This is a genomic window from Shewanella sp. MMG014 (genome assembly GCF_018100775.1).
Classification (GTDB): Bacteria; Pseudomonadota; Gammaproteobacteria; order Enterobacterales; family Shewanellaceae; genus Shewanella; species Shewanella japonica.
Window position 1 is genome coordinate 36,335 of sequence record NZ_JAGJDZ010000013.1, and the last position, 25,984, is coordinate 62,318.

Annotated in this window: 15 protein-coding genes and 1 pseudogene; 10 read left to right on the plus strand and 6 right to left on the minus strand. The window is 40.8% G+C overall.

Annotated features, from left to right (window positions below; translation table 11 throughout):
* Nucleotides 1-85: 85 nt before the first annotated feature.
* The gene (locus tag J8L86_RS18105; protein WP_211031225.1) at nt 86-601 is read right to left on the minus strand and encodes a DUF2798 domain-containing protein; all 516 of its coding nucleotides are present in this window, start codon (nt 599-601) and stop codon (nt 86-88) included.
* Nucleotides 602-704: 103 nt separating this feature from the next.
* On the opposite strand from J8L86_RS18105, the gene J8L86_RS18110 reads away from it, so the two are divergent.
* Nucleotides 705-1,133 (plus strand): MarR family transcriptional regulator, encoded by a 429-nt coding sequence (locus J8L86_RS18110; protein ID WP_065110603.1) that lies wholly within the window; start codon nt 705-707, stop codon nt 1,131-1,133.
* 307 nt (nt 1,134-1,440) lie between these two features.
* Nucleotides 1,441-2,919 (plus strand): putative basic amino acid antiporter YfcC, encoded by a 1,479-nt coding sequence (gene yfcC / locus J8L86_RS18115; protein WP_211031251.1) that lies wholly within the window; start codon nt 1,441-1,443, stop codon nt 2,917-2,919.
* Between the two features lie 105 nt (nt 2,920-3,024).
* Here yfcC and J8L86_RS18120 read toward each other — a convergent pair whose 3' ends face one another.
* Nucleotides 3,025-5,703, minus strand: a complete 2,679-nt coding sequence (locus J8L86_RS18120) for a TonB-dependent receptor (RefSeq protein ID WP_211031226.1) — start codon at nt 5,701-5,703, stop codon at nt 3,025-3,027.
* 597 nt (nt 5,704-6,300) lie between these two features.
* Entirely contained in the window at nt 6,301-7,374 is a 1,074-nt protein-coding gene (locus tag J8L86_RS18125) for a methyltransferase (RefSeq protein ID WP_211031227.1), read from the minus strand.
* A gap of 241 nt (nt 7,375-7,615) precedes the next feature.
* On the opposite strand from J8L86_RS18125, the gene J8L86_RS18130 reads away from it, so the two are divergent.
* Nucleotides 7,616-9,250, plus strand: coding sequence for an amidohydrolase family protein (locus tag J8L86_RS18130; RefSeq protein WP_211031228.1), 1,635 nt, complete (start codon nt 7,616-7,618; stop codon nt 9,248-9,250).
* A gap of 533 nt (nt 9,251-9,783) precedes the next feature.
* Here J8L86_RS18130 and cysK read toward each other — a convergent pair.
* Entirely contained in the window at nt 9,784-10,749 is a 966-nt protein-coding gene (gene cysK, locus J8L86_RS18135; protein ID WP_055024706.1) for a cysteine synthase A, read from the minus strand.
* Between the two features lie 370 nt (nt 10,750-11,119).
* Between cysK and J8L86_RS18140 the strand changes: the two genes are divergently transcribed.
* Nucleotides 11,120-12,241, plus strand: coding sequence for a beta-ketoacyl-ACP synthase III (locus tag J8L86_RS18140; RefSeq protein ID WP_211031229.1), 1,122 nt, complete (start codon nt 11,120-11,122; stop codon nt 12,239-12,241).
* Between the two features lie 19 nt (nt 12,242-12,260).
* On the plus strand, nt 12,261-13,493 hold the full coding sequence (locus tag J8L86_RS18145; RefSeq protein WP_065110600.1) for a response regulator: 1,233 nt from the start codon (nt 12,261-12,263) through the stop codon (nt 13,491-13,493).
* A gap of 77 nt (nt 13,494-13,570) precedes the next feature.
* Here the strand turns inward: J8L86_RS18145 and J8L86_RS18150 are convergent, their stop codons facing one another.
* Both J8L86_RS18150 and cysZ read right to left on the minus strand, forming a co-directional pair.
* Nucleotides 13,571-15,925, minus strand: a complete 2,355-nt coding sequence (locus J8L86_RS18150) for a carbohydrate binding family 9 domain-containing protein (protein ID WP_065110617.1) — start codon at nt 15,923-15,925, stop codon at nt 13,571-13,573.
* Nucleotides 15,926-16,217: 292 nt separating this feature from the next.
* Nucleotides 16,218-16,982, minus strand: coding sequence for a sulfate transporter CysZ (cysZ, locus tag J8L86_RS18155; RefSeq protein WP_211031230.1), 765 nt, complete (start codon nt 16,980-16,982; stop codon nt 16,218-16,220).
* Between the two features lie 188 nt (nt 16,983-17,170).
* Here cysZ and smc point away from each other — a divergent pair, with 188 nt between their 5' ends.
* The 5 genes and pseudogenes from smc to J8L86_RS18180 all read left to right on the plus strand — a co-directional run bounded on the left by smc (nt 17,171) and on the right by J8L86_RS18180 (nt 25,975).
* A complete protein-coding gene (smc, locus tag J8L86_RS18160) occupies nt 17,171-20,656 on the plus strand; it encodes a chromosome segregation protein SMC (RefSeq protein WP_211031231.1) in 3,486 nt (1,161 codons plus the stop codon).
* A 20-nt stretch (nt 20,657-20,676) separates the two neighbouring features.
* Nucleotides 20,677-21,762, plus strand: a complete 1,086-nt coding sequence (gene zipA / locus J8L86_RS18165) for a cell division protein ZipA (RefSeq protein ID WP_065110598.1) — start codon at nt 20,677-20,679, stop codon at nt 21,760-21,762.
* A gap of 79 nt (nt 21,763-21,841) precedes the next feature.
* Nucleotides 21,842-23,848 carry an NAD-dependent DNA ligase LigA gene (gene ligA / locus J8L86_RS18170; RefSeq protein ID WP_211031232.1) on the plus strand — a complete coding sequence of 669 codons (2,007 nt, stop codon included), beginning with the start codon at nt 21,842-21,844 and terminating at the stop codon, nt 23,846-23,848.
* A 177-nt stretch (nt 23,849-24,025) separates the two neighbouring features.
* Nucleotides 24,026-24,478, plus strand: a pseudogene (locus J8L86_RS18175) (DUF2919 domain-containing protein); the annotation flags it as partial.
* A gap of 303 nt (nt 24,479-24,781) precedes the next feature.
* Nucleotides 24,782-25,975, plus strand: a complete 1,194-nt coding sequence (locus J8L86_RS18180; RefSeq protein ID WP_211031234.1) for an HD-GYP domain-containing protein — start codon at nt 24,782-24,784, stop codon at nt 25,973-25,975.
* The last annotated feature ends 9 nt before the right edge of the window (nt 25,976-25,984 follow it).

Below are 25,984 nucleotides of genomic sequence, written 5' to 3' on the forward strand. Positions count from 1 at the left end.
AATACCTTTATATGTAGTGTGATACTGGATTTATCACGATAAAAAATGACTGATGATGTTTTGAATAACCTGGCTAAAATCAAGGTTAGCTTTTAAGAATGGCTTCGACTTTAGGCTTTATCGTTAATGAGACGGTTATCATCATGACAAGAGCAACGGGTAAGGCTGCCAGCACGGTTTGCGACCATGCAGAAAGCAGGATAGACATATCATTGATTCCGATACTGTTAATGACAGTTGATAAGGCAATGCCCGATTCCATAAGACAGGCCATCGTGAGACCGATTAATACATTGCGTACTTTTTCACTTGCATGAGGCAGGTATTTCTCGGTGAGTTTGGTCAGTACCACCATTAATGTAAAACCGATTGGCATGATAGTGACCGCAGCTAAAGTAAAAGCAGAAAACCAGTCTGCAAAAAAGGTGTCACTCAAGCCAAGATTCATATAAGTCATGAAGCCTGTTAATGTGCCGCCCATAAGTGACATCATTCCCATAACCGTGAGTATTTTTACGATAATCGAGGCTTTTTGTTGACCCACTTTAGGCTCATTAATTTGTTCAATTTGCGAAGAGGTCATTACGGCTTGTGGATTCATTGTTATCCTCCTGTCTTGTGATTTGGTTTAATTTGGTTGATAATGTCAACTATATTCTTTTTTTGGTTGACAATGTCAACTAGTTTTTGGTGGGGGGTGAATTATGCAAGATCGAAAATCCTTAGAAGGTTTGTTTCAATTAGTACATGTATTGAAAAGGCAACTACATGATAATATTGAACAACTTGATATAGATGTGGCACCAATGCATGTCAGAGTGCTTAAAATAATTAATAAAAAATCACCGTGTACAGCGATAGACATTGCTAACTTTTTAAATCGAGATAAAGCCCAGGTAACAAGGTTATTGAACACGTTAATCACTCAGGGCTTGATTGTGAAAGAGCCGAACCCAGAAGATAAGCGCAGTCAATGTTTGCGTTTAACCGAAGAAAGTCAGCTTATCATGGGTAAGATTAATCAGATTGATAAACAGATATATCAACAAATGACGCAAGGGCTAGCTGATGATGAATTAACTCTTTTTCAAACAGTGGCGCAAAAAATGGTGGTTAATTTAAATACAAAGTGAATATGAATCGCTGCTTAAATCTCACTGAAAAACAGACTGTCACTCGACAGCTAATGCTGTGGTTCAATAACTCAATTACGGTTTATTTTCGGTGCGATTTCAAAGCATATGGGAATTTTTTATTAGCTATTGTAGTATGCCAGTGTCATAAAAATGCCTAATGCGTTGGCATTAATCCATATAACAATAACTTAAAAATGGACTGTAAATGAATTCGCCACATCAAGAACCAGTAACTTCCGACTCATCCCAAGGCAATTCGCCTCAAGCACATTCCACCAACTTGACAGGTAACACCACAAGGCAGATGCCAGATACCTTGGTGATTATCTTTTTTGTTGCTCTTGCTGCTGCGTTGCTGACCTATATTATCCCTATCGGTTCTTTTTCAACTCTAGATGCTCATTATGTTATCGACGGAGCAGAAAAAACACGCACGGTAATCGACCCTAATTCGTTTCAATATGCTTTAGATGACGCTGGCGAGCCTAAAGTTGAGCCTATCTCGTTGTTTAAAGGCCATGGCGAGGTTGGCTTTTTTAATTTTGCCTTTGAAGGTATGGTGTCTGGCTCTAAATGGGGCAGTGCCATCGGGGTGATTATGTTCATGCTCGTCATTGGAGGCTCCTTTGGTGTCGTGATGGCAACGGGCACCATAGATAACGGTATTTTGCGGTTAATTGATAAAACTCAAGGCAATGAAAAACTCTTTATTCCGGTGATATTCAGTTTGTTTTCATTGGGCGGCGCAGTATTTGGAATGGGCGAGGAGGCCATTGCATTTGCGATTATTATTTGCCCGTTAATGATTCGATTAGGTTACGACTCCATCTGTACTGTGATGGTGACTTATGTTGCAACTCAAATTGGTTTTGCCAGCTCTTGGATGAACCCATTTAGTGTGGCAATTGCACAAGGCATTGCTGGGGTGCCTGTACTTTCTGGTGCAGGTGTTCGTGCCATAATGTGGTTTGGTTTCACGCTAATTGGTATTGCTTTTACCATGCGTTATGCCAGTAAAATTCAACAAACGCCAACAGCATCTTTTAGTTACGAGTCGGATCAATTTTTCCGTGATAACCAGCAAGGTCATGTCAAAGACAGTCGTTTTAATCTTGGTGATATTTTAGTGCTACTGACTATAGTTGGCACAATTGCCTGGGTGATATGGGGCGTGATTGCACATGCTTGGTTTATTCCAGAAATTGCTAGCCAGTTCTTTACGATGGGAATTATCGTGGGGGTGATTGGGGTTGTATTTAACCTAAATGGTTTAAATATGAATAAGGTTGCAGTGAGTTTTAAGCAAGGTGCAGGCACGATGCTTGAGCCTGCAGTATTGGTAGGTTGTGCTTCTGGTATCTTGTTATTACTCGGCGGTGCTGGCGCAGCTGAACCGAGTGTGCTGAACACTATTTTGCACAGTGCAGGGAATGTCATTGGCCAATTACCTACAGCACTTTCAGCTTGGTTTATGTTGTTGTTTCAGTCGGTGTTTAATTTCTTTGTGACTTCAGGCTCTGGTCAAGCTGCGTTAACTATGCCCTTAATGGCGCCTCTTGCTGATCTTGTCGGAGTGACCCGTCAAGTTGCGGTGTTAGCGTTTCAATTAGGTGATGGCTTTACCAATGTATTGGTGCCAACGTCTGCTTCTTTAATGGCGACGTTAGGGGTATGTCGTGTGGATTGGGGCAATTGGTTTAAGTTTATTTGGCGCTTTATGGTGGGCTTATTTGTATTATCTAGTATGACGGTTGTTGCTGCTCATTACTTTGGGTTTAGTTAATCTTTTAGCTAATCTTTTTATCTAATCTTAAACATAAAAAAACGGCATCAGATACTTTTGATGCCGTTAGAGTCGGGAGACACTTAAAGTTGTATTACATTAACGCTAGAACTTAACTTCACCTTCAACAAACCATTCACGTCCGCGAGCGTTGTAGACGCTACGAGGGTAGTGAGGCCATGATGTGTTGGTTGGGTCAAAGTTAGGACCTACGTCAAATAGGTTGACGATACCAGCCGTTAACTTCATGTTATCTGTGAAGTTATAAGCCGATGTTAGATTCCACTTAGTCTGTGATGCGACTTCTAAATCTTCTTCGCTGAACTCGTCATCATCAATGAATGAGCTGTAAGACACACCGTGCATACGTGCTGTATGGTAAGCACCTAGCGTGGTTTCAAAGTCATTAATGAAGTAGGTGAAGATCATGTTGGCACGGTACTGAGGTAATCCGCCGTCTTCAATGTCGTCATCAACATCTGAAGTTGGGTTTAACTGACCTTCAGATAACAAAATGTAAGTACCATTAAAGTTAACTCGTAATTCACCCATATCATTGAAGTCCCAGCTGTAACCAGCTGTTAAATCAATACCACGCACTTTTTGATACGCTAAGTTTTGAGCCACAGTGTTGATGTGAGTGATTGTGCCACTTGCATCACGAGTGATCATATCTTCATAGGTGTCGTATTCTTGAGCGGCAGTCGAAGCGCTAATATCGCTTACCATGTCGTCAAGTTTCCATTCCCATAAGTCAATCGATGCTTCTAAGCTATCGCCACCCCAAACTGCACCGATGTTAGCTGTGTAGCCTGTTTCTGCTTCTAGATCTTTGTTTGCACCAGTTGTGGTGTCAATGTGAAGCTCATTACAGATTTCATTGATGGTTGGATCTGGGTTAGTAACGCCAGGTTGTCCGCCCATTGCTTGACACTGTTTAAAGTCGATAACTGTAGTGAAGCCGTTTGTCGCATCACCATATACACGGTGCATATCAGGGGCTCGGAATACGCTACTCCAAGAACCACGAACCAATAACTCGTCAACAGGACGGTATTCTACGGTTACTTGTGGTGATAAATTACCACCAAAGTCGCTGTAGTGATCGTAACGAAGCGCCGCAGCGATTGTTAATTCGTCCATTAATGGGACACTTAATTCTGCATAAGTTGCCCAGAAATCACGTTCGCCAGCACCAGATGAACCACCTGTTGTTAGCACTGAACCATTTTGGGTTTCAGAGTCAGATTCTGTTTCATAATCTTGTTCTGTGTATTCAGCACCAAATGCAAACATGGCATCGCCATCAGGCATTTCAAACGCCATACCAGTGATGTTTGCTTGAACGTTCTTTTGAGTTGACTGAGCACGCTCAAATGGAGAGTAAGACGCTGCTTCAACATCTTCGTCAGACATATTTTCAAGTAATGAATTACCGTTTTCACCAGCTGTGATGTAATCGAACATGCCACCAACAGTTGCAAAACCGCTGCGATAGACATCGACGTTGGTACGACCGTAGTTTACAGACATATCCCAATCGTACTCATCAGCTAAAACGCCTTGAAGACCTGCTGAGAAAAAGTAGTTATTGGTGTTCGTTTCGCCACTACGGTTATCAAATTCGTGTAGACGTCGAACATAGTAGTAATCGCCATCAGTGGCATTAGCGAAGTCACCACCAAGCCCGGTTGATTTGCTGAATGTCTTGCTCATCAAATCGCCGTAGCTCACGGTTAAGTCATCACCTGATATATTGATATCGTAATCATCAATTGCCATTGGTTCAAAGTTGGTGGTTGATTTAGCGTTAGCAAAATCAAGACGACCTAAGAAAGTGATATCGTCAGATAGTTCATAGTTAAAGTTGGTTGTACTGATAAAGCGATAGCTTTCTGGCTCTAAGTCACGCCATTCTGAACGGTCAAAACCACAAATGCTGCGTGCATCATCCCAGAAGAAGCCGCCATCAGTACATTCTTGAGGCGACAGTGAACGAGCCCCTGTGCCTGTACCGGCAATACGCGCACCATAAGAGCTGTATTGTGAGTAGTCACTGTGTGGCACTTTATCAGTGTGTAGGCCGAAGTTTTCACGATCTGTGGCTTGTAATGCTTCATTGCTACTGAATTCAATGAAGGTTGATACGTTGCCTTTCTCGTTTGAAGAACCTAATGAAAGCGCGATACGATCATTCATTCCGCCGCCTTCCATAGTATCGCCATGACGATATTTAAGGGCTGCACCGTCAAAATCTTTTTTCAAGATAATGTTAATTACACCGCCAACAGCATCTGCGCCGTAAACTGCAGAACCACCAGATTGAAGAACCTCAATTCTTTCAACTGCTTCCATTGGTAAATTAGCTGTATCTACGAAGTTATCCGTTCCGCCTGCTGGTTTTGGGTACTGATTTAAGCGCTTACCATCAATAAGCGTTAATGTACGGCTTGCACCTGCGTTACGTAAACTGATTGAAGATGCTGCAGGCGTGAAACCATGGACTTCTTGAGTTGTCATGGCTCCTGTGGTCGACGTTAAGTTTTGCAGTGCATCTTGGATAGTGGTAAAGCCTTGCTTTGCCATATCGTCTGCACTAAGAACAGTGACAGGCGTCGCTGTTTCTAAGTCGGTACGTTTAATACGTGAACCAGTAATTTGAATGCGTTCTACATCTGCACCTTCTTCAGCAGCTAGCACTACTGGAGAACTTATCGCTGCGGTGAATGCTCCGCCAACCAATGCTATGCGAATTGCATTGGCTACTTTTGAATTAAGCTGCATCTCATCTCTTCCTATATTGATTTTATCAAAGCCGCGTTTTTAATTAGTAAATCTCTTTGTTGACTTGTAAATGGGGTTAACAGGTCTTTGCGGAAGATGGATAAAATCATACTTAAATAACATTGGCAACATGACTGTTACAGGGGTAAGTTGTTATTTTTGTTATAATTATGTCTTGTTTTTGTTTTTAAAATTAACATGGGCTTTTGGTGCCACATATTGTTACGAACGCTAAGAGGGTGTAACTGAATAGATAAAGCTTGGGTGGGTTATTTTTTGAGCGCAAATGTGGATTTTTTGTGTAACTACGGTAAAGAAATGTCGTGCATGATTAGCTTCAACTAAAGTGGTGACGTTTGAAGATGTTGCAAAATGTATTAGCAAAAAGGCGTTAATTTTAATGTTGCTAAATTGATTTTGTGAGGTTAATCACGATTTAACAAGTGCTGTATGGCAGATGTTTACTGGATTTGTAGGCAATACCGCTTGAATGTAAATGTTAAATTTAATTCAAGCGCTTGCCAATATGGAGAGATTTTAACGTAATTACTCAATGGTGTTACAGTTTGATAAGTGTAAACAATGAGGAGTTTTAGCCTATGGTTTTACCTTACAGCGTAATAAGGTGTGCCCTAAGCCAATATTGTCGATGTCTTCATCAACGTAAAGACCTGCTTCACTGATCATCTTTAACATATCTTTACTGTGATACATGCGGCTATAGCCATTCGCTATTGCGGTAAAATAAAGTGATGTGGCGTTTACGCAATATGCTCCCGCCTCGTAAGGTTGCCTGTCCCAGTAGGTTTCTAAAATACACAGTTCACTGTTAGGTTTCATTGCGGCAACTGTGCGTTTTAAAATGGTGATAATTTGCTGCTTTGAAAAACAGTCCAAGAACTGACTCATCCAGTATAAATCACCGCCCTCAAAAAATGGTTTGTTTGGGTCTAATAGGTCTGTTTCAAATGGAAACACTCTATCATCGACCATATTGTTGCGTGCGTTTTCCATCGCTACGGCTAGTTGCCCTGGTAGATCCATGATGGTGACGTTGACGTTTGCATCATAGCCAGTACAAGCGAATGCCCATTTACCAGTATTGCCACCGACATCGACTATATGTTGTGGCTGAGATTTGAAAATCATCGGCAGTAAACTGTCAAATGCGTGGTCTGAATAATAATGGTCAAATTCAAACCAACTACGTTTTGTCTGTTCTGGCAGTTGGCTTAATCCTGGGTAAATGGTGTCCCAGTCTCCTAAGTGTTTTAATCCCGCTGCGTTGCCTTGTTTAAGCGATGCTTCTAGCTCAAATAAACCTTGATAACAAACATCATGGATAAAGTTCAGGTTCTTGGATGCCATATCGTCATGCAGTAAGAAATATCCTGTTTTATCTAATCGATATAACTCATCTTTACACCAAAATATCCCCATGCTTAATCCCATATCCAGTAACACGTGAATGGCATATTCAGAAAGGTCATTGTTGTTAGTTAATTCCGTAAGGCTGATACCCGTTTCTCCAGCATTATCGATTTGTGCAAGTAAGCCAAACTGGCTTAAACAACGGGCCACTTGGAAACTAACAGGAGCGAAGGCAATTTTTTGGGCTTCAAACTTAGCGTCATAAGCGGATATAGATTTAGGGGATTGGTAAAAAGACATATAAGGAGACAATCTGGAGTGAATGTTAAAGTGCGCCAATGTTAACAAACGAGATTAGATAAGAATTTGATCCAGCTCTATTCCTTCAACTATATTTACTTTAGTTAGCACTAAATAATAGTGTATTTTTCAATGATTAAGTGTTGCATAGATAATTGATATTCGATTGTTTAGTGATTGTTAGTTATTGCCCAGTAAGTGTTATTTAAATGGCTTTAAAGAATTAAAAGGAGAGATTTTTATGAATCTAACATTGAGGTTTCTAACTGTTCTTATGCTAAGCATGTTGGCGAGTAGCTTTTCTACAGCACAAGATTATGATTTAGTGATCACAAATGGACGAGTGATGGATCCTGAAACTCAGTTTGACGCTGTTGCGAATGTAGGTATTAAAGGCAATAAAATTATAATCATTACAGATAAAGTCATAAAAGGTCATGAGGAAATCGATGCTAAAGGTTTAGTTGTTGCTCCTGGTTTTATCGATACTCATTTTCATTGGACACGTCCTATTGGTTATAAATTGGCTTTGCGAGATGGTGTCACTACTGCAATGGATTTAGAAGCTGGCGTTTATGGCCCTAGAGTAAGTGATTGGTATCAGATGCACGAAAATAATAGTCAAGTCAATTATGGCACGGGATCAGGCCATGAATTTGCCCGTACTAAAGTGATGCAAAATTTACCCGATGAGGATTTATTAGATGCATCATGGTCAGTGGTCAAAGGAAGGTCCTCAGGTACTGCTTGGTTTGAAAAGGTAGCTAACCTTGATGAAGGTAATCATATATTGACCATCATTGATGAAGGGCTGAGACAGGGTGCCCTTGGTGTAGCATCAACAGTTGGTTACATGCCTGGCGCCACAGCAAGAGAAATGTTTGAGATTCAGCGAGTTGGTGCTAATTACGGCCGCCCAACAGCTGTGCATCTAAGGTATACACCCGGAACAGTCACTACTGAAGCAAATGGTGCTCAAGAAATTCTAACCAATGCGATTGCATTAAACTCGCCAGCTATTATCAATCACTATAACAATCCAGGTTGGGAGTTAGTACAAGAACTGTTGGTAAAATTAAGAGCGCAAGGACATAACGTGTGGGGTGAGATTTATCCATACGCTGCAGGGCAAACCACCATAAATGCAGCATTTATCAAACCCGAAACCTGGGTTGAAAAGCTTGGTAATAAATATGAAAACACCATGCAAGACCCATTAACTGGTGATTTTTATACTATGGAAACATACCAAGAAGTATTAGCAAAGGCGCCAGCTACACAAGTAGTACTTTATAAAATGGATCCTAAAGCGATACCTGATTGGTGCCGTCTTCCTGGCGTAACATTCGCCAGTGATGCAATGATGTTACCTGGTGGGTGGGATGAAGAACCTGTATGGGAAACCCCTTATGAAGACATTCCGAATACTCATCCCAGATTAGCTGGTACGCATGGGACTTGTTTACGTATTGCACGTGAAGAGGGCATACCATTAATGCAAATTTTAGCTGCGTCGAGTTATAACCAAGCTAAATACCTAGGTAAAACAGGTCTTGAAGCAATGAAGGTTAGAGGGCGTATGCAGCAAGGAATGATTGCAGATATCACCATCCTTGATCCAAAAACAGTCAAAGATAATGCGACTTATGCAAAAGGTACTTTGCCAACCACAGGCATTCCTTTCGTTATTGTAAATGGCACCATCGTGGTTAAAGATTCAAAGGTGTTGAAAGGAGTTAACCCTGGTCAACCTATTCGGTTCCCAATAGAAGATAAAGGCCGATTTGAGCCATTATCGATCGAAAACTGGAAAAATGATTATTTAGTCGGTGATGAGTTTCTTCAAGGAGGCTTAGATCATGGTCATGTTCATTAACGATGAGTGGTTTGATTCATGAAGCTTTGAGTGAAACAACATCCCTTGCCATATAACTGGATATAGTTGAGATTCACTTTGTATTTTAATGACTAAATTGATTTGTATTAATTTAGACTGTTCTATCTTTGAAGTTTGTTCATATGATTTCTGTTAGAAACAACAAATAGAGATTGTTTAATCATTCACATAATGCGATTCGTTTTAGAGGCTTTATTTCATTGTTATCTCAACATGTGGCTAAAGACTATGTATTAGATTTAGCGAAAACGCTAATGAACTAGCTTAGTCATTTTTATTGCCAATTATAAGAATTACAAATCTCAATGATTCAGTGTCAATTAGTATATTTTAATGTTGGGTTGAGTGGGGCAACAATCCATTTTTGTAGACAGAATTGCAGTAATTAAAACTGTTTCCGAGTAGCCGATAATAAACCAAGTTTTGGTTGATTCTATTTGTTAAATCTTATTTTGAGTATAAAAAAGCCCAGCAATTGCTGGGCTTTTATTAAAACAATCTTTGACTGTGTATTACTGTACGTTTTCGCTGTCACCAAATGCGCCAGCAAATAGTGCAGATGACAGGTAACGTTCTGCTGCTGATGGCAGGATTACAACAATGTTCTTACCTGCAAATTCTGGCTTTTCAGCAATGCGGTTTGCAGCTACAACTGCAGCACCTGAAGAAATACCCACTAAGATACCTTCTTCTTCCATTAGGCGACGAGCCATAGCAATAGCATCTTCGTTGCTGACGGCTTCTACTAAATCAACCATCTCTAAATCTAGGTTACCAGGGATAAAACCTGCGCCAATACCTTGGATTTTATGTGGTCCAGGTTGAAGTGGTTGGCCTGCTTTTGCTTGTGCGATAACAGGAGAGTCAACAGGCTCTACTGCAACAGAAACAATATCTTTGTTCTGTGCTTTAAGGTAACGACTTACACCTGTAATAGTACCACCAGTACCAACACCTGCTACAAATGCTGCAACGTCACCGTCAGTATCGTTCCAGATCTCTGGACCCGTTGTTTTCTCGTGGATCTCTGGGTTAGCTGGGTTACTGAATTGACCAAGAATTAAGTACTTAGCAGGATCTGATTGACGAATTTCTTCGGCTTTATCAATCGCACCTTTCATACCTTTAGCGCCTTCAGTTAACACAAGGTTAGCACCAAGTGCTTTAAGCAACTTACGACGCTCAAGACTCATTGTGTTTGGCATAGTAAGGGTAAGTTTGTAACCACGAGCAGCTGCAACATATGCAAGTGCAATACCTGTGTTACCAGAAGTTGGCTCTACTAATTCTACTTCTTTTGTTAGGGTGCCTTTTTTCTCAGCATCCCAAATCATGTTCGCACCAATACGGCACTTAACACTGAAACTTGGATTACGTGCTTCAACTTTGGCTAACACTTTACCATTGCTTACTCGATTAAGGCGCACTAGTGGGGTATTACCTAGCGTATATGAATTGTCTTCGTAAATGTTGCTCATGGTTTGCTCCTATGTTGGCATTGTCTAATGATAATCGGTTTAAGAGGCTTTAACAGTGATACTTTGTTATTCGTTATTCCTTTTAGTTATTAAAGTTAACTCAATTATAATAATAAAGCATCTGCTTATATAACAATGTCTTAGTTAAGCACGCTTCAATGAGCTCGATGGTCTGACCATCGCTAAATCAGCATTTTGTGCTTAGCGATTACTAAAGATAGTAATAGACTGACATTACAAAAGCGCAATTCATCCTTTCTTATTGGGTGTAATGAACAAAGTCATTACTTGTTCAACACGTAAGCTTCAGCTCAAGGTTCAACACCGAGATGAATTGTTGTTTTCACCAAATTGATACGGCAGATCTAATATGAACAAAGTGGTTATTTCAGGTAGCGGCCTTTACACACCGCCATTTAGCGTAAGTAACGAAGAGTTAGTGTTAAGTTTTAATACCTATGTAGACGAATTTAATGCGCAGCACAGTACCGAAATTGAATCTGGTGAGCTTGCCTCTTTATCGCATTCTTCAGCTGAGTTTATTGAAAAAGCATCAGGGATTAAAAGCCGCTATGTGATGGTCAAAGATGGGATTTTAGATCCTAAAGTGATGATGCCATTAATTGCCGATAAACCATCAGATGCGCTTTCAATGCAGGCTGAAATTGGCATTAAAGCTGCTCAACAAGCATTAGAGCAAGCTCAGCTTAATGCAGAAGATATTGATTTGGTGATTGTGGCATGCGCTTACACGCAACGTTCTTATCCTGCTATTGCGATTGAAATTCAACAAGCTATGGGCACTAAAGGTTTTGCCTATGACATGCTGGTGGCGTGTTCATCGGCGACCTTTGCGATTGTTAATGCTGTAAATGCAGTCCAATCAGGTACTGCATCAAGAGTATTAGTCATTAATCCTGAGATTTGCTCACCGCAAGTGAATTATCGGGATAGGGACAGCCACTTCATTTTTGGCGACGTGGCAACAGCTGTTGTGGTTGAACGTGCATCGCTTGCTCAATCTGAACATGCATTTAATGTACTTTCTAGCCAATGTTTTACCGACTTTTCTAATAATATCCGCAGTAATTTTGGCCATATTAACCGCTGCGATCCGAACAATGCTGAAAAACCAGATAAATTATTCCATCAGCAAGGTCGAAAAGTATTCAAAGAATTATTGCCAATGATCTACCAACATTTAGATAAACAGCTGGCAGAAGAGCAGATCCAAGCCAATGAATTTAAGAGGTTATGGCTCCACCAAGCAAATATTAATATGAATATGTTTGTAGTTCGTAAACTTCTCGGTGATAATGTTACAAAATTGAAAGCCCCAGTGGTGTTGGATGAATATGCTAATACTGCTTCAGCCGGGTCGATTATTGCATTTCATAAATATAATCAAGATTTTACGACTGGTGATTTAGGGCTGCTTTGTTCATTTGGTGCTGGCTATTCTATTGGGAGCATCATTTTAGAAAAGACCTAATAATAAATAGGTGAATTAATTGCGTATATTGATTGTTGAAGATAACGAAGCTGTATCTAAAGTACTTCGGCATTTGTTAATGCAAGAGCTGCATTGTGAAGTTGATATTGCGGCAGATGTTTCATCAGCGAATGCCTTACTAGAACAACATTCCTATTTTGTTGTGGTTGCCGAATTGAACCTACCAGATGCACCAGATGGCGAAATTGCCCAGCTGGTGCTGATGTCTTATCAAACTCCTTGTATTGTTTTATCTTCAAACCTTGATGCTCGTCAGCGTAAAAAATTGCTTAAATTGGGTATTGCTGACTACGTGTTAAAAGAAAATCGATTCAGTTATGAGTACGTGGTCAAGCTTGTGGCGAGGTTGGATCAAAATCAACATGTCAAAGTGTTGGTGGCGGACGACTCAGTAGTGAGTCGTAAGTTCGTTAAGGTTTTACTTGAGCAGCAACTTTTTACTGTGCTAGAAGCCTGTGATGGCGCAGAGGCAATCACGGTATTAAATGAAACTCCTGATATTCAATTGCTGATCACTGATTACAACATGCCTAATGTTGATGGCTTCGAGTTAATTCTAAAAGTACGCGAAAAGTTTAGCCGTGAAGATTTAGCCATTATTGGTCTTTCAAATGATACGGATGAAAGTCTGTCTGCACGTTTCATTAAGAATGGCGCTAATGACTTTTTGCAAAAGCCGTTTGTCCACGAAGAGTTTCATTGCCGTGTGTTAAATACGCTTGACTCGTTAGACATGATCCGTAGCTTATGGGAACAAGCTAACCGTGATTATTTAACTAAGGCCTATACTCGACGTTACTTTTTTACCCAACATGAAAAAGATGTCTCTGATTCTGGTCAATTTGCATTGGGCTTAATTGATATCGACTTTTTTAAAAAGGTCAATGACACTCACGGACATGATGTAGGCGATCAAGTGTTGTTTGAGTTTGCTAAACGACTTAAAAATGCTTTCGGACAACACTTTACTGTTGCAAGGTTCGGCGGTGAAGAGTTTGTCGTGGCTTTTAAAGGACTTGATGGTGACCGTGCATTCACAGTGATGGATAAATTTAGACAACAAGTTAATTCTCAGCCTTTTATCACTGACGCGGGTGAGCTAACGATTAGTTTTAGTTGCGGTATTGCCAAAGCGGAGTCGACCGATACTAACTTAGATACTTTATTACATCGTGCTGATTTGTGTTTGTATGAAGCAAAAGAAGCTGGACGAAATAAAGTGGTGTTATGAGCTCGCTTTATTGTTTCTATAGTTATAAAAAAGGACTGCTTCGGCAGTCCTTTTTGATTCATTAACCTAAGGTTTGACTAGAGCAACCAAGCGTAACTGACTTTCATAAAGTAGGTTTTATCTTTTTGAGTTAATGAGTCAATGTCATCGGTAGAAATTAATCCATCAGAGTAACCTAAATAGAATACCGACTGAGGATTGAGTTTATAGCCGTATAAAATCTCGTTGCCTAAATTTTGATATTGTTCATTGGGTGATTGATATTGATATAAGTCTGGGTCGCGCTCAATATCAGTATAAACACTCGATAAACGTAAGAAACTGTTTAAGGTTATTTGCCAATTTAAGCGTAAATCAGTTAGGTTAGCGGTGAATAATCGACCTTCATCCACATCAAGCGCTTGGTATTTATGGTCTATATCTAAAATAATTGAATCGGTAATTTTCCATTCAAACGCAGGGTTGAACATCGTCACTGTTGCAGGGCGATCATTGGCGTAATCAATATCGTCACCATAGTTGCTATCGAACTCGATTTTTAACGAGTCGAATGGCACAAAGTTAGTGTAAAACCACATTAGGTCGATGGTATACATGCTTGTATTGCCATCAATTGCAAGTGAAGAACTATCAAGACGACGACCAACACGATCTTTGTGGACAATACCTGTAGCAATATAACTTTGCCAGCCACCTTCAAAGCTCACTGATAGTTCGGCTTCTTGTTCAATTTTTTCATTATTTTGATTATGAGTAATATCCCAATCACCACCAAACTGGATCTTGCTAAAGAAGTTGTCCGTTGGGTACCAATAGTAATTGCCACCTGCAACAAACTTACTGGCGTCAATGCGTTCAATAAAACCTAAGTCTGCTCGAAAGTCTTCGCCAGTGGATTCATAGCGTGAAAATGCACGCCAATTTCGGCGTTCATGGTCATAACTGATGCGATACATGCTGTCAGAAAAGTTACCTTGCTTTTTGGTTCGCAGTACTCGTTCGTTATAATCACAATTGCCTATTTCACAGCCTTGTGGGGGAGTTGAGCAGTCATCGCCGTTACAAAACTGCTGAAAGAAATCTTCAGGATATTCGGTATCAGAAAAGACATATTGTGCAGTAAATGTATCTTGTTTTGTCGGTTGCCATTTGGTGTCAACACTGGCGACATAGTTATGGTAGTTATCTGATTGTTTTGCGGTAACTAAGCCACCAAAAGAAAGCTCACTGCTTGGATCAAAGCGATATCGTGCTGCAAGGTTATAGCTTTCTTCATCTATGGTGGCGACGTCTGAGCTTAAGTTTCCAGGTACTAGAAACTGGGTTTGTTCATCGTTTGCCGCTAATACAGCAATGGTATGGTCGTCAGTTTTACTCGTTAATTTAAGTCCATAATCTGGCGAACTAATATTTCGAGTGTGTAATAAGCTTAATTGAGTATCGAAATAGTCTTTGTTATCTAAAAAAAATGCCCGTTTTTCAGGGTAAAACAATGCGAAATTATTATTCACATCGAGTTGACCTGAATCTGCCTCGACTTGAGAAAAATCAGGATTAATTGTGGCATTAAGCAAGGTTGTCGGGGTAATACCCCAACGTAAATCTAATCCAACCTCAATATCATCTTCATCTTGCCATGGCTGATTTGGATTCAATTCTCGTTGGCTATTTCTCGCTGCAACAATAGATGGGGTAATTTGAATATCTTGGCCTTGCTGCGCGCCAGCTAATCCTGTTGCAGTGCCTAATTGACATAGTTGACATGATACGTTTCTATCAATTTTGTTGGTTGATAAACGGTGAGTTTCATTGCGAGGGTAAAATCTGACTAATTCTATTCCCCAAGTTTGAATGTCTTTTTTATCATCAAAGTTAAATAATCTAAGAGGCAGTTCGATTTCTACTTGGTAGCCTTGCTCGGTTAATTTACCCGCGCTATACCAAATCCCATCCCATGCATCACTTTCTTGGCCAGTGAGCTCATTTTCAATAGAGTCATTTTGAACGCCATAGGGGTTGACGAAAAATTGATAAGCCAGACGGGCATTATTGAATGTATCTAGCTTAATCCCGACTTGATCATCACCCCATGAATTATCACGATCACGTAAATTAGCGCGAATTTGAGAAGGGTTATTGTCATGGGCTGTAAAGGCAACAAATAGGCTGGTTTCAGTTGCGAATATTTTGGCATCTGTTGTTACTAATGCGGCAATGTTCTCACCCGGAGAGGTTTCGTATTTAAGTTGAATATTGGCGGCTTGTTGCCACTGTGGCTCATTGAATTCACCATCTATCTCAGCGTGTTGAGTTAATGTCGGAATCGTGACATTGAATTGCTGAGGATCGCCAGCATTTACTGGGGCACTTAAACTGAGGGATGTGGCAAAGAAGCCTGATAAAAGAGTATGAAAATAAACAGTTTTATTCACAATATACGTAAGAATTATGATGAGTTTGAGCAATTGTCGCAAAATCCATCGACAAGGTCGTTAACTATTTGTGCTTAAATGGTTTCAAATTGTAACTAAAATGTTTTGGCTGGGTGTGGGTCGTTGTCGCGTTGCTAGATTAGGAAAGTTTTAGCGTTGTTTGTTTCGTACAGATTCGTTTGATTAAGGGGGATTAATCAAGCTTAGACTTTAGACCTGTATATATTAGTCCTGTAAATAAAAATGCCCTAAGCAAGCTTGGGCATTTTTATTAGGATAGGGGGCGAATAGGTTATTCGGGAGCGATTTCTGGATGTTTATACGCTTCACGGTATTTATCGACCCACATGGCTGTTGCACCACAAATCGCCACAGGCATCACGATAAAGTTAACGATAGGTATCATTGAAAATAAAGTCACCGCTGCGCCAAAACTGTAGCTGGTGCCTTTAGTTTGAGCTAAAGCAAATTTCATATCATTAAAAGGGACTTTGTGATTATCAAAAGGAAAATCACAATATTGAATCGCCATCATCCAAGCACTAAACAAGAACCAAAGGATAGGCGCTGCAGTTTGACCAACAACAGGTACAATAAATAGCACTAAAAAAAGTAATGCTCTTGGTAGATAGTATTTAAGCTTAATCCATTCTCGCCCTAGGATCCGCGGTAAGTCTTTTATAAGATCAACTGTGGTCCCAGAATTGAGTGGTTTACCCGTTAGATGCATTTCAACTTTTTCGGCAAGCAGTCCATTGAAAGGGGCTGCAATCCAGTTCATCACAGAGCTAAATACAAATGACATCACCACTAATAAGCTGACGATTGCGAGCGGCCACAAGAAAAAGTTAAGCCAAGTCAGGTATTCAGGTATTTGGCTGTTCATCCAACCAAATAGTTCATCTAGTTTGCCGACAGCAAAATAAATTGCTGTTGAAAATAAGATTAAGTTGACCATTAAGGGAATAAACACAAAAGTACGTAGCCCTGGCTGTTTTATCAGCTTAAAGCCATCAATAAAATAATTTACACCACTTTTAACGGGTTTGATTGCCATTCATTACATCCTTGAAAAAACTACTTATTACTGATTGTGGTGACGCATTGCTCGGAAAACAAGCCTTAAAGTGTGTTTAAGTCATAAAAATCGTTACAAAATGCAGCGCGATTGGTAAAGTTAGCTGTATATCTGATTCATACTTTTATATCACTTACTTATCCTAACGGAACGACGACTTAAGCAACATGCGATTAAAACAAATAAAACTTGCTGGCTTTAAGTCGTTCGTTGACGCAACCAAAATTCCCTTTAATCAACCATTGACTGCCATTATTGGTCCAAACGGCTGTGGTAAATCCAATGTGATTGATGCTGTACGTTGGGTGCTGGGTGAAAGTAGTGCCAAGCATTTACGTGGCGACTCGATGATGGACGTTATATTTAACGGTTCAAGCGCCCGTAAACCTGTATCAGTGGCCAGTATTGAGCTGAGTTTTGAAAATATAGATGGCCGACTTGCAGGTCAATATGCCAGTTATCAAGAGATCACTGTTAAACGTCAGGTGAGCCGTGATGGCGACTCTAATTATTTCCTTAATGGTCAAAAGTGTCGCCGTAAAGATATTACTGACTTATTTATGGGGACAGGTCTTGGTCCCCGCAGTTACGCCATTATTGAGCAAGGCACCATTTCACGGCTTATTGAATCAAAACCCCAAGAGCTTAGAGTATTTATTGAAGAAGCGGCGGGAATATCTCGTTACAAAGAGCGTCGCCGTGAAACTGAAAATCGGATCCGCCATACCCGTGAAAATCTTGAGCGGCTGAGCGATATTCGCTTAGAGCTTGGCACTCAGTTAGAAAAACTTGACCAACAGGCTCAAGCGGCCAAGCAATATCGTGAACTTAAGCAGCAGGAGCGTGACTTTCATGCTCAATTGCTGGTGATGCGATATCAAGAACTGCAAAGCCAAAGTGATAATATTGCGACTGAAATTAATCAGCTTGAGTTATCTATTGCGGCAGAAAAAGCCCAAGGTGAAACCACCGAACTTACGCTAACTCAGCTAAAGGCCCAACTCACTGACTTATCAGATAGTGAACAAAAGCTCGTTGAGCAGTATTATCAAGCGGGGACAGAAATTGCCAAGCTTGAGCAGCAATTGAAGCATCAACAGCAACAAGACTCCCAGCTTGAGCAGCAATTAGCTGATGTGACGAAACAACATCAAGAAGCCAGCAATGAGTTGCAAACATTATCAGTACAAGAACAGCAACTGACGTCAGAAATTGAGTCTTTAACGCCACAGCTTAGTAATGCAAATGAAGAATTAGCTATCATTGATGAACAACTGCAAGAAGTTGATGAAAAAGCTGCTGGGCTGCAACAGCACCTGAGTATTCTGTCTGATACGGTGTCAAATGCCAAAATGGAAGCGGCGTTAACTCAAAACAAATTGCAGCATCAGCAGCAAAGTTTATCTGTGTTGCAGCAACAGCTGATTTCGTTAAAAGCTGAGCAACAACACAACACTGATGAAAATAATCATGCAGAGCTAGCGGCGTTAGATGAACAGATTACATCACTAACCCAAGAGTTAGCACTAGAAGATGACATCAAACATCAGTTAACTGAACAGCTAGAAGATAAGCAACAATCACTGCAGCAAGTATCTGAACAGTATCAGCAAAATAAGCAACATTTAACCTCGCTGACTGCTCGCCATGAGTTGATTGATCAATGGTTGAGTAACAATCAGCCTGAGCATCAACAAGCCTTATGGCAGGTGATTAATGTCACTCCAGGTTGGGAGCAAGCAGTAGACTTGCTTTTGCAGGGCATTTTACAGACAGAAGTCAACACGCTTGATAATTGGGATGAACGAGGGTTTGTCAGCTGCGATAAAGGTTGGAGTCAGACGCAAATTCAAGCGCCTGTGAATCTTGCTCCTTGGCTTGAACAGGTGGTTTGGGTTGATTCCATTATCGAGGCAAAGTTAATACTCGAACACCCAAATGCTAATACTGAGTTTGGTGACAATTCTGTATCTCGTGGCAATTCTGTATCTCGTGAGAATAGAATGTCTCGTAACACCATTATTGCTACCAAAGACGGCTATCTCGTCGGTCAAGGTTTTGTGATTAGTAAATCAGAAGGTCAGCAATCTGAGCTTGCACTTAAAAATGAAGCTGTGCAACTCGACACAGAAATAACTGAACTGCAGCAAACGCTGCTCGCTGAACAAATTGCAGTGAGCGAGCTTACTCAGCAAGTGGCTGATGTTCACGGACAAATGGCAGCGTCTCAAGCTAAGTGCCATCAGTTGCAGCTTAATTGCAGTAAATTTGAGGCACAGAGTCTTAGCTTACAAAAACAGCAAAAAGAAACACAGCGACGCAAAAGCAATTTAGATCAGCAAGTCGTCAATTGTCAGCAACAAATAGAGCAAGGGCAGTTAACTGTCGCACAGCTATCCAGTGAAGTTGAACAGTTAACCGGTCAGCACCAGCAGCAGTTGGCTCATCAGCAACAAGCAAATCAAGACTGGCAGACAGCGAATCATCAATTGCGTGAATGCAAATCGAAACGTAGCCAGCATGAACGTGAAGTTAATCAGTTACAACAAAAGTCACAGGCGTTACAAACTCAATCTGCGGTGACTTCTGCGCAATTAAGCAAGCAACAGCAAGTTTGCCAAGGACTTGCTGAAAAAACGGAACAGTTGCGATTGCTGCAAAAACAAACAAATGAAACCTTGGGCGATCAGCAGTTAGCCCAGTTACAAAATCAACTATCGCAGCAATTAGATAGCCAACAAACAAAGCAACAATTGTTAAATTCCAACAGGACGCAACAAGCTGAGTTGCAAACACGTGTCGATAGTGCGGTATTGATTCAAAAACAACAGCTTGGTGCACTTCAAAACTTGACTCAATCGCTCAGCGGGTTAAAGTTACGGCGTGAAGGTTTAAAAGGTCAAGCTAACGGTCAATACCAATTACTCGAAGAGCAACAAATTACTATTCAGGCGGTACTCAAAGAGATACCTGAAGGGGCTAAAGTTGGCGCTTGGCAAAAGAGTTTAGATAAAGTCAGGGCGCGAATAAGTCACTTAGGGGCAATTAACTTAGCCGCTATTGAAGAGTTTGAGCAGCAAAGCGAGCGAAAAGCCTACTTAGATAATCAAGATAATGATTTAAACAAAGGCTTAGCCAGTCTTGAAGAAGCAATAAGAAAAATTGATAAAGAAACACGTAGTCGTTTTAAAGTGACATTTGATGCGGTGAATGCGGATTTATCGAGGTTGTTTCCTAAAGTTTTTGGCGGTGGTAAAGCATATTTAGCATTGACCGACGACGACTTACTTGAAACTGGGGTGACCATTATGGCGCAACCTCCAGGTAAGAAGAATAGTACGATTCACCTTCTTAGTGGTGGAGAAAAAGCGTTAACCGCTTTATCATTAGTATTTGCCATATTTAGACTTAATCCTGCACCATTTTGTATGCTCGATGAAGTCGATGCACCACTTGATGACGCCAATGTTGAGCGATTTTGTCGTTTACTCAAAGAGATGTCACAGAGTGTGCAGTTTGTTTATATCAGTCATAATAAAATAACCATGGAAATGGCTGATCAATTAATAGGTGTCACTATGCATGAACCGGGAGTTTCACGTATAGTCGCAGTAGATATCGATGAAGCGGTGGCACTAGCCGACGCGGATTAAACAGGATTACAGGGTTACCAATGGAAGATTTTCAACTGGTTTTGTTTGTACTGGGTGCAATAGCGATAATTGCAGTACTGGTTCATGGTTTTTGGTCTATTCGTAAACAACAACCAAAAAGCCTAAAAGACAACCCAATGACGGGTTTTTATAAAGACCAAGCTCAGCAGCGAGATTCTCAAGGGTTTGATGCTGACGGTATTGGCGAAGTTCGTCGAGTTAAAGTGGACAGTGATACAAGTGAAGGCGCTAAAGTAGAACCAAGCCCAACCCCTACACCTTCAGGCCATCAACCCGACAATAATGATGTTGAAATCAATGAAGTGGGATCTAAAAAAGGCATTGGTTTACAAAATCAATCTGCGGTTAATACTCAAGCGCCAAGTTATCATCCTGAGCGTAAAGAGCCTGTACTGAAAGTAAGCGAGCCAGTTCAAGAAACTATTGCAGAAATTCAACCAGCAGTTGAAGAGCACGTGCCAACTCAGCAAGCGTTGTTTGCAGAAGACTCTTATTCTCAACCACAATCGAGCCAAGTGGAAACCATGACGACCGCTGACGTTGAGCCTGCAGAGAGTAAGCAAGACGCGAGTGTCGCTCAAGCGGCAGTAAATGAGACAGTTAAACCAACATTGCAAGAGACGACTTCACAAGATGCTGTGATAGACACAGCAGAACCAGAAGAGCCGTTAGGTGAGCCTCAAGATGTATTAGTGCTTCATGTGGTTGCTCGTGAAGGTGAACAAATGCATGGTGCTGAGCTATTACCAAGCTTGCTGTCATTAAACTTCAAATTTGGCGACATGGATATTTTCCACCGTCACTTAGATAATGCTGGCAACGGCAAAGTACTATTCTCGATGGCAAACATGCTTAAACCGGGCGTATTTGACCCAGATAACATGGAGCAATTTGTCACCCAAGGTGTGGTGTTGTTTATGACTCTGCCTTGTCACGGCGATCCATTAATGAACTTCTCAATCATGCTTAATTCTGCTCAGCAGTTGGCTGATGATTTAGGTGCAGAAGTCTTAGATGGCCAACGTCAACCTTGGACGGATAGCACCAAACAAGAGTATTTAGGCCGTATCAGAGTTGTAGCGTAAGCGGCGACAATTTAATATTAAATGATAATAGAATGAGGCCGCACTTGCGGCCTTATTTGTCTTTAGATGAGTAATTTTTATGCAAGACATTAAAACAGAAATTCAGCAAATTAGCAGTGAACTGCATAGCCATAATATTCGTTATTACGTTGACGATGCTCCTAGTATTCCAGATGCTGAGTATGACCGTTTAATGCAACGTTTAATCGCACTTGAAACAGCTCACCCTGAACTAATGAGTGCGGACTCTCCGACGCAACGTGTAGGCGGCGTTCCTCTGGCCAAATTTGATCAAATTACCCATTTAAAGCCAATGTTGAGCCTTGATAATGCTTTTGAACAAGCTGATTTTGAGGCATTTAATAAACGTATTAGCGAAAAAGTCGATACGGTTCATTATTGTTGTGAGCCTAAATTAGATGGTCTAGCTGTCAGTATTCTATACCGTAACGGTATATTAGCACGGGCAGCAACACGTGGTGACGGAGCGGTGGGCGAAGATATTACCGATAATGTTAAAACCATTAAGTCAGTGCCACTCAAATTACGTGGAGAACACTTTCCAGAGTTATTAGAGGTGCGTGGTGAAGTCATCATGCCAAAAGCGGCTTTTGATGCATTAAATGAACGTCAATTGAGTAAAGGCGAAAAGGTCTTTGTTAATCCACGTAATGCGGCCGCAGGTAGTTTAAGACAGCTAGATAGTAAAATTACTGCAACACGTGCACTAGGCTTCTATGCCTATGCATTAGGGGTAGTCGAAGGTGAAGTGACTCCTCTAGCTGATACCCATTTTGGGCAACTAAACCAGCTTAAAGAATGGGGACTACCGTTAAGCCAAGAAGTGAAAGTCTGCGAGTCTTTACCAGAAGTGTTCGCTTATTATGCCGATATTATGGCTCGCAGAAGTGAGTTATCTTATGAAATTGATGGCGTCGTCATAAAAGTTAACGATATTGCTAAACAACAAGTGCTTGGTTTTGTTGCGCGTGCGCCGCGCTGGGCTATCGCGTATAAGTTTCCAGCTCAAGAAGAAATGACCTTACTAGAAGATGTGGATTTTCAAGTCGGTCGTACAGGTGCGGTAACGCCAGTTGCACGTTTAAAACCTGTCTTCGTGGGCGGTGTTACTGTATCAAATGCCACGTTACACAATGCCGATGAAATAGCGCGTTTAGGCGTCAAACTTGGTGATACCGTAATTATTCGCCGCGCGGGTGATGTTATTCCACAAATCGTGGCCATTGTGCCTGAAAAACGCCCTGATAATGCGACTGAGATTACTTTCCCGTCAGAGTGTCCCGTATGTCAAAGTTTAGTGGAACGTCTTGAGGGCGAAGCGGTTGCTCGATGCAGCGGTGGTTTGTTTTGTGAGGCTCAACGTAAAGAAGCGATTAAGCATTTTGCTTCACGAAAAGCGTTAAATATTGATGGTATGGGCGATAAAGTCGTTGAGCAGCTGATTGACAAGGAGCTTGTACAAAGCCCTGCTGAACTGTTTACCTTAACTGCATCAATGGTGACCATGCTTGAACGTATGGCAATGAAGTCAGCGACAAAGTTAATTGCTGCGATAGATGATGCGAAGACCACGACGTTAGCTCGTTTCATTTATGCTTTGGGGATCCGTGAAGTGGGCGAGGCAACAGCCGCTAACTTAGCAAGTCACTATAAAACGCTGGATGCAATTAAAGCGGCAGATATTGATGCCTTAATTGAAGTGGATGATGTCGGGACAATTGTGGCAAAGCATATTGCGCACTTTTTTGCTCAACCTCATAACCTTGAAGTCATTGATAAGTTAATTGAAGCAGGCGTGAATTGGCCTGCGATTAAAGCGGTTGATGAGGCTGAATTAAGTCTTAAAGGCCAAACGTGGGTGTTAACAGGCACCTTAACTCAGCTAAATCGAAATGATGCTAAAGCTCAATTACAAGCCTTGGGAGCGAAAGTAGCGGGTAGTGTATCAAAAAATACTGACTGCTTAGTGGCGGGTGAGGCCGCTGGTTCTAAACTGGCTAAAGCGCAGGATTTAGGGGTTAAAGTGATTAATGAAGACGAGCTATTAACTTTATTAAAGGCATAATCCATACACACAAATCAGTTTGCAGATAAGAATGTATCACTTGGGTGCTTGTTTTATGAGATTTAACCCTTATCTCTTTAACAAGCACTGCTTTACACTGATGTTGTCGGTTTAAACAGTAAAGCAGGTTAACCAAGTTGATATAGGTTCAACTATAAGCATGTTGATAGGTAAGTTGTGAATTTTAGTAATATCACTTGGCTCGATGAAAAAGGGCACATAAAACCCCCCATTTTTTTATATCTGATACTGGTCTTTCTGGCTCGTGGTTGGTGTGTTTTTATCGCATCACTCACTCAGTTTAATGATCGTGCAGGCTTAGTACGATTATTTTATCCCGAGAAATCTGACTTCCTAATGGCATTAATGGCTGGCGTCGGCGCTGTTATCATATACGGGCTGATTATAGCGGAAAGAAAACGGGCGCCTCAGCTCGCAAGGCCTTTTTTTAATAAGATTAAATATGGACTTTGGTTATTATTGATTGTCGATGCCATCATATTGAATCAGCGACTTGTTCATGATGACTTTTTGTTTCGTGTGAGCTTTGCGCTTGATGCGTTATTTATTTTCTGGTCTGCAATTTATTTATTAAAATCAAAACGGTTACATTACTATTTTAAAGATTGGCAAAATGAAACTGACTATCTTAATGCTGAGCAACATCATCAAAAAGACAGTAATACCGAATTGATTGAAAAGACGCTCGATGCGCATCAAGCAAAACAATATAATCGACCGAAAAATCCGTCCGTAATTGAGCAAACTCACGAAAAAAACTAGCGGTTTTATCAACTTGTTAGATAAGCTGCAATATTTTTGACGTTATTTATAGTATATTTGATGCAATACGTTACATTTATCATAATGTGAATTAACGATTATTGAATTTCGCATTAATATGAACTGTATGGATTTCAAAGGTAGCTAATAGTGTCAAAAACGGAACCTATCAATATTCCCTTGTCGCAAATTGTTGTCGGGCTAACGGTAAAGCTGCCTTTGTCGTGGTTTAACAATCCATTTTTTCGCAATAAAGTCCCTGTTACCTCGCAAGCTGAAATCGAATTAATTAACAGTTTGGATATTAGCTACGTTACCGTTATTAGCGGGATGCATTTATTAGCTGATGATAAGCCTGAAGAAGTGGTTGAGACTGTCGAGCCAGTCGTTGAGTTTGATATTCAAGGCGCCATCAGAAAATCAATACGTTCAAGCCAACAGCGCTTTAATAAAGCCGCCAGCGATTTGAGACCCGCTTTCAGTAAAGTCGTCAGTGACGCCGAAGTGTCTTATCGTGAATCTGCGTCTGTGGTTGAACAGTTAATGACGCACCTTACTGAAACTCAGCATCCTGAGTTTGTGCTTGTAACCAGTGTGGATAAAGAGCCGAGTATGACCCAGCACAGCGTATCTGTTGCTGTATTGTCTATGATGATGGCAAAAAGCCTTGGGCTAACACCTACTGAGCTTAGAGATATTGCATTGGGTTGTGTGTTTCATGATATAGGCAAATTAAAAATCCCTGATGCAATTCGACGTAAGCGCACGGATCTAACTTCTGTAGAAATAAATTACCAAAAAACACACCCTAATTTGGGGTATGAGATGCTCAATCGCAGTGGGTTATTTCCTGCGCCTATGCTGAATATTGTTTTGCATCATCACGAATTCATTGATGGCAGCGGTTACCCTGACAAATTGTCTGGGAAAAAAATTCCAGCATTAACTCAAATTGTTGCGCTAGCTAATGATTATGCGGGGTTATTACTGAAAACTGGTTCGCCTCAAGTGGCATTAGGAACCTTGTTCAAAACCCGAGTCGGTAAGCATGCAAAGGAATACATTGAAATATTGGTCAAAGTGTTAGGCATTTATCCACCAGGCTCTGTCGTAAAGTTATCTGATGGCCATTTTGCAAAAGTTATTATGACATCTCGCCAATCAAAATTGCCCCAAGTTTATAGCTGTAATGAACGAGGAGGCCAATCTGCCATCCGCTGTTTAACAGATGAAGGTGTGAACATCGTTGAAACTGTTAAGATAGATACATTACCTGAAAAAGTCATCGATACGCTTCAAGCTAAAAGTCCTGTTTGTTTTTATGTAAGCCATATTGAAGATTAAACAAGTCAC

Coding starts and splice junctions, on each gene's coding strand:
- J8L86_RS18120 (WP_211031226.1), bottom strand. CDS start 5,703: ATGCAGCTTAATTCAAAAGTAGCCAATGCAATTCGCATAGCATTGGTT.
- zipA (WP_065110598.1), top strand. CDS start 20,677: ATGGAAGATTTTCAACTGGTTTTGTTTGTACTGGGTGCAATAGCGATA.
- cysZ (WP_211031230.1), bottom strand. CDS start 16,982: ATGGCAATCAAACCCGTTAAAAGTGGTGTAAATTATTTTATTGATGGC.
- J8L86_RS18125 (WP_211031227.1), bottom strand. CDS start 7,374: ATGTCTTTTTACCAATCCCCTAAATCTATATCCGCTTATGACGCTAAG.
- J8L86_RS18105 (WP_211031225.1), bottom strand. CDS start 601: ATGAATCCACAAGCCGTAATGACCTCTTCGCAAATTGAACAAATTAAT.
- J8L86_RS18110 (WP_065110603.1), top strand. CDS start 705: ATGCAAGATCGAAAATCCTTAGAAGGTTTGTTTCAATTAGTACATGTA.
- cysK (WP_055024706.1), bottom strand. CDS start 10,749: ATGAGCAACATTTACGAAGACAATTCATATACGCTAGGTAATACCCCA.
- J8L86_RS18130 (WP_211031228.1), top strand. CDS start 7,616: ATGAATCTAACATTGAGGTTTCTAACTGTTCTTATGCTAAGCATGTTG.
- smc (WP_211031231.1), top strand. CDS start 17,171: ATGCGATTAAAACAAATAAAACTTGCTGGCTTTAAGTCGTTCGTTGAC.
- J8L86_RS18140 (WP_211031229.1), top strand. CDS start 11,120: ATGAACAAAGTGGTTATTTCAGGTAGCGGCCTTTACACACCGCCATTT.
- yfcC (WP_211031251.1), top strand. CDS start 1,441: ATGCCAGATACCTTGGTGATTATCTTTTTTGTTGCTCTTGCTGCTGCG.
- ligA (WP_211031232.1), top strand. CDS start 21,842: ATGCAAGACATTAAAACAGAAATTCAGCAAATTAGCAGTGAACTGCAT.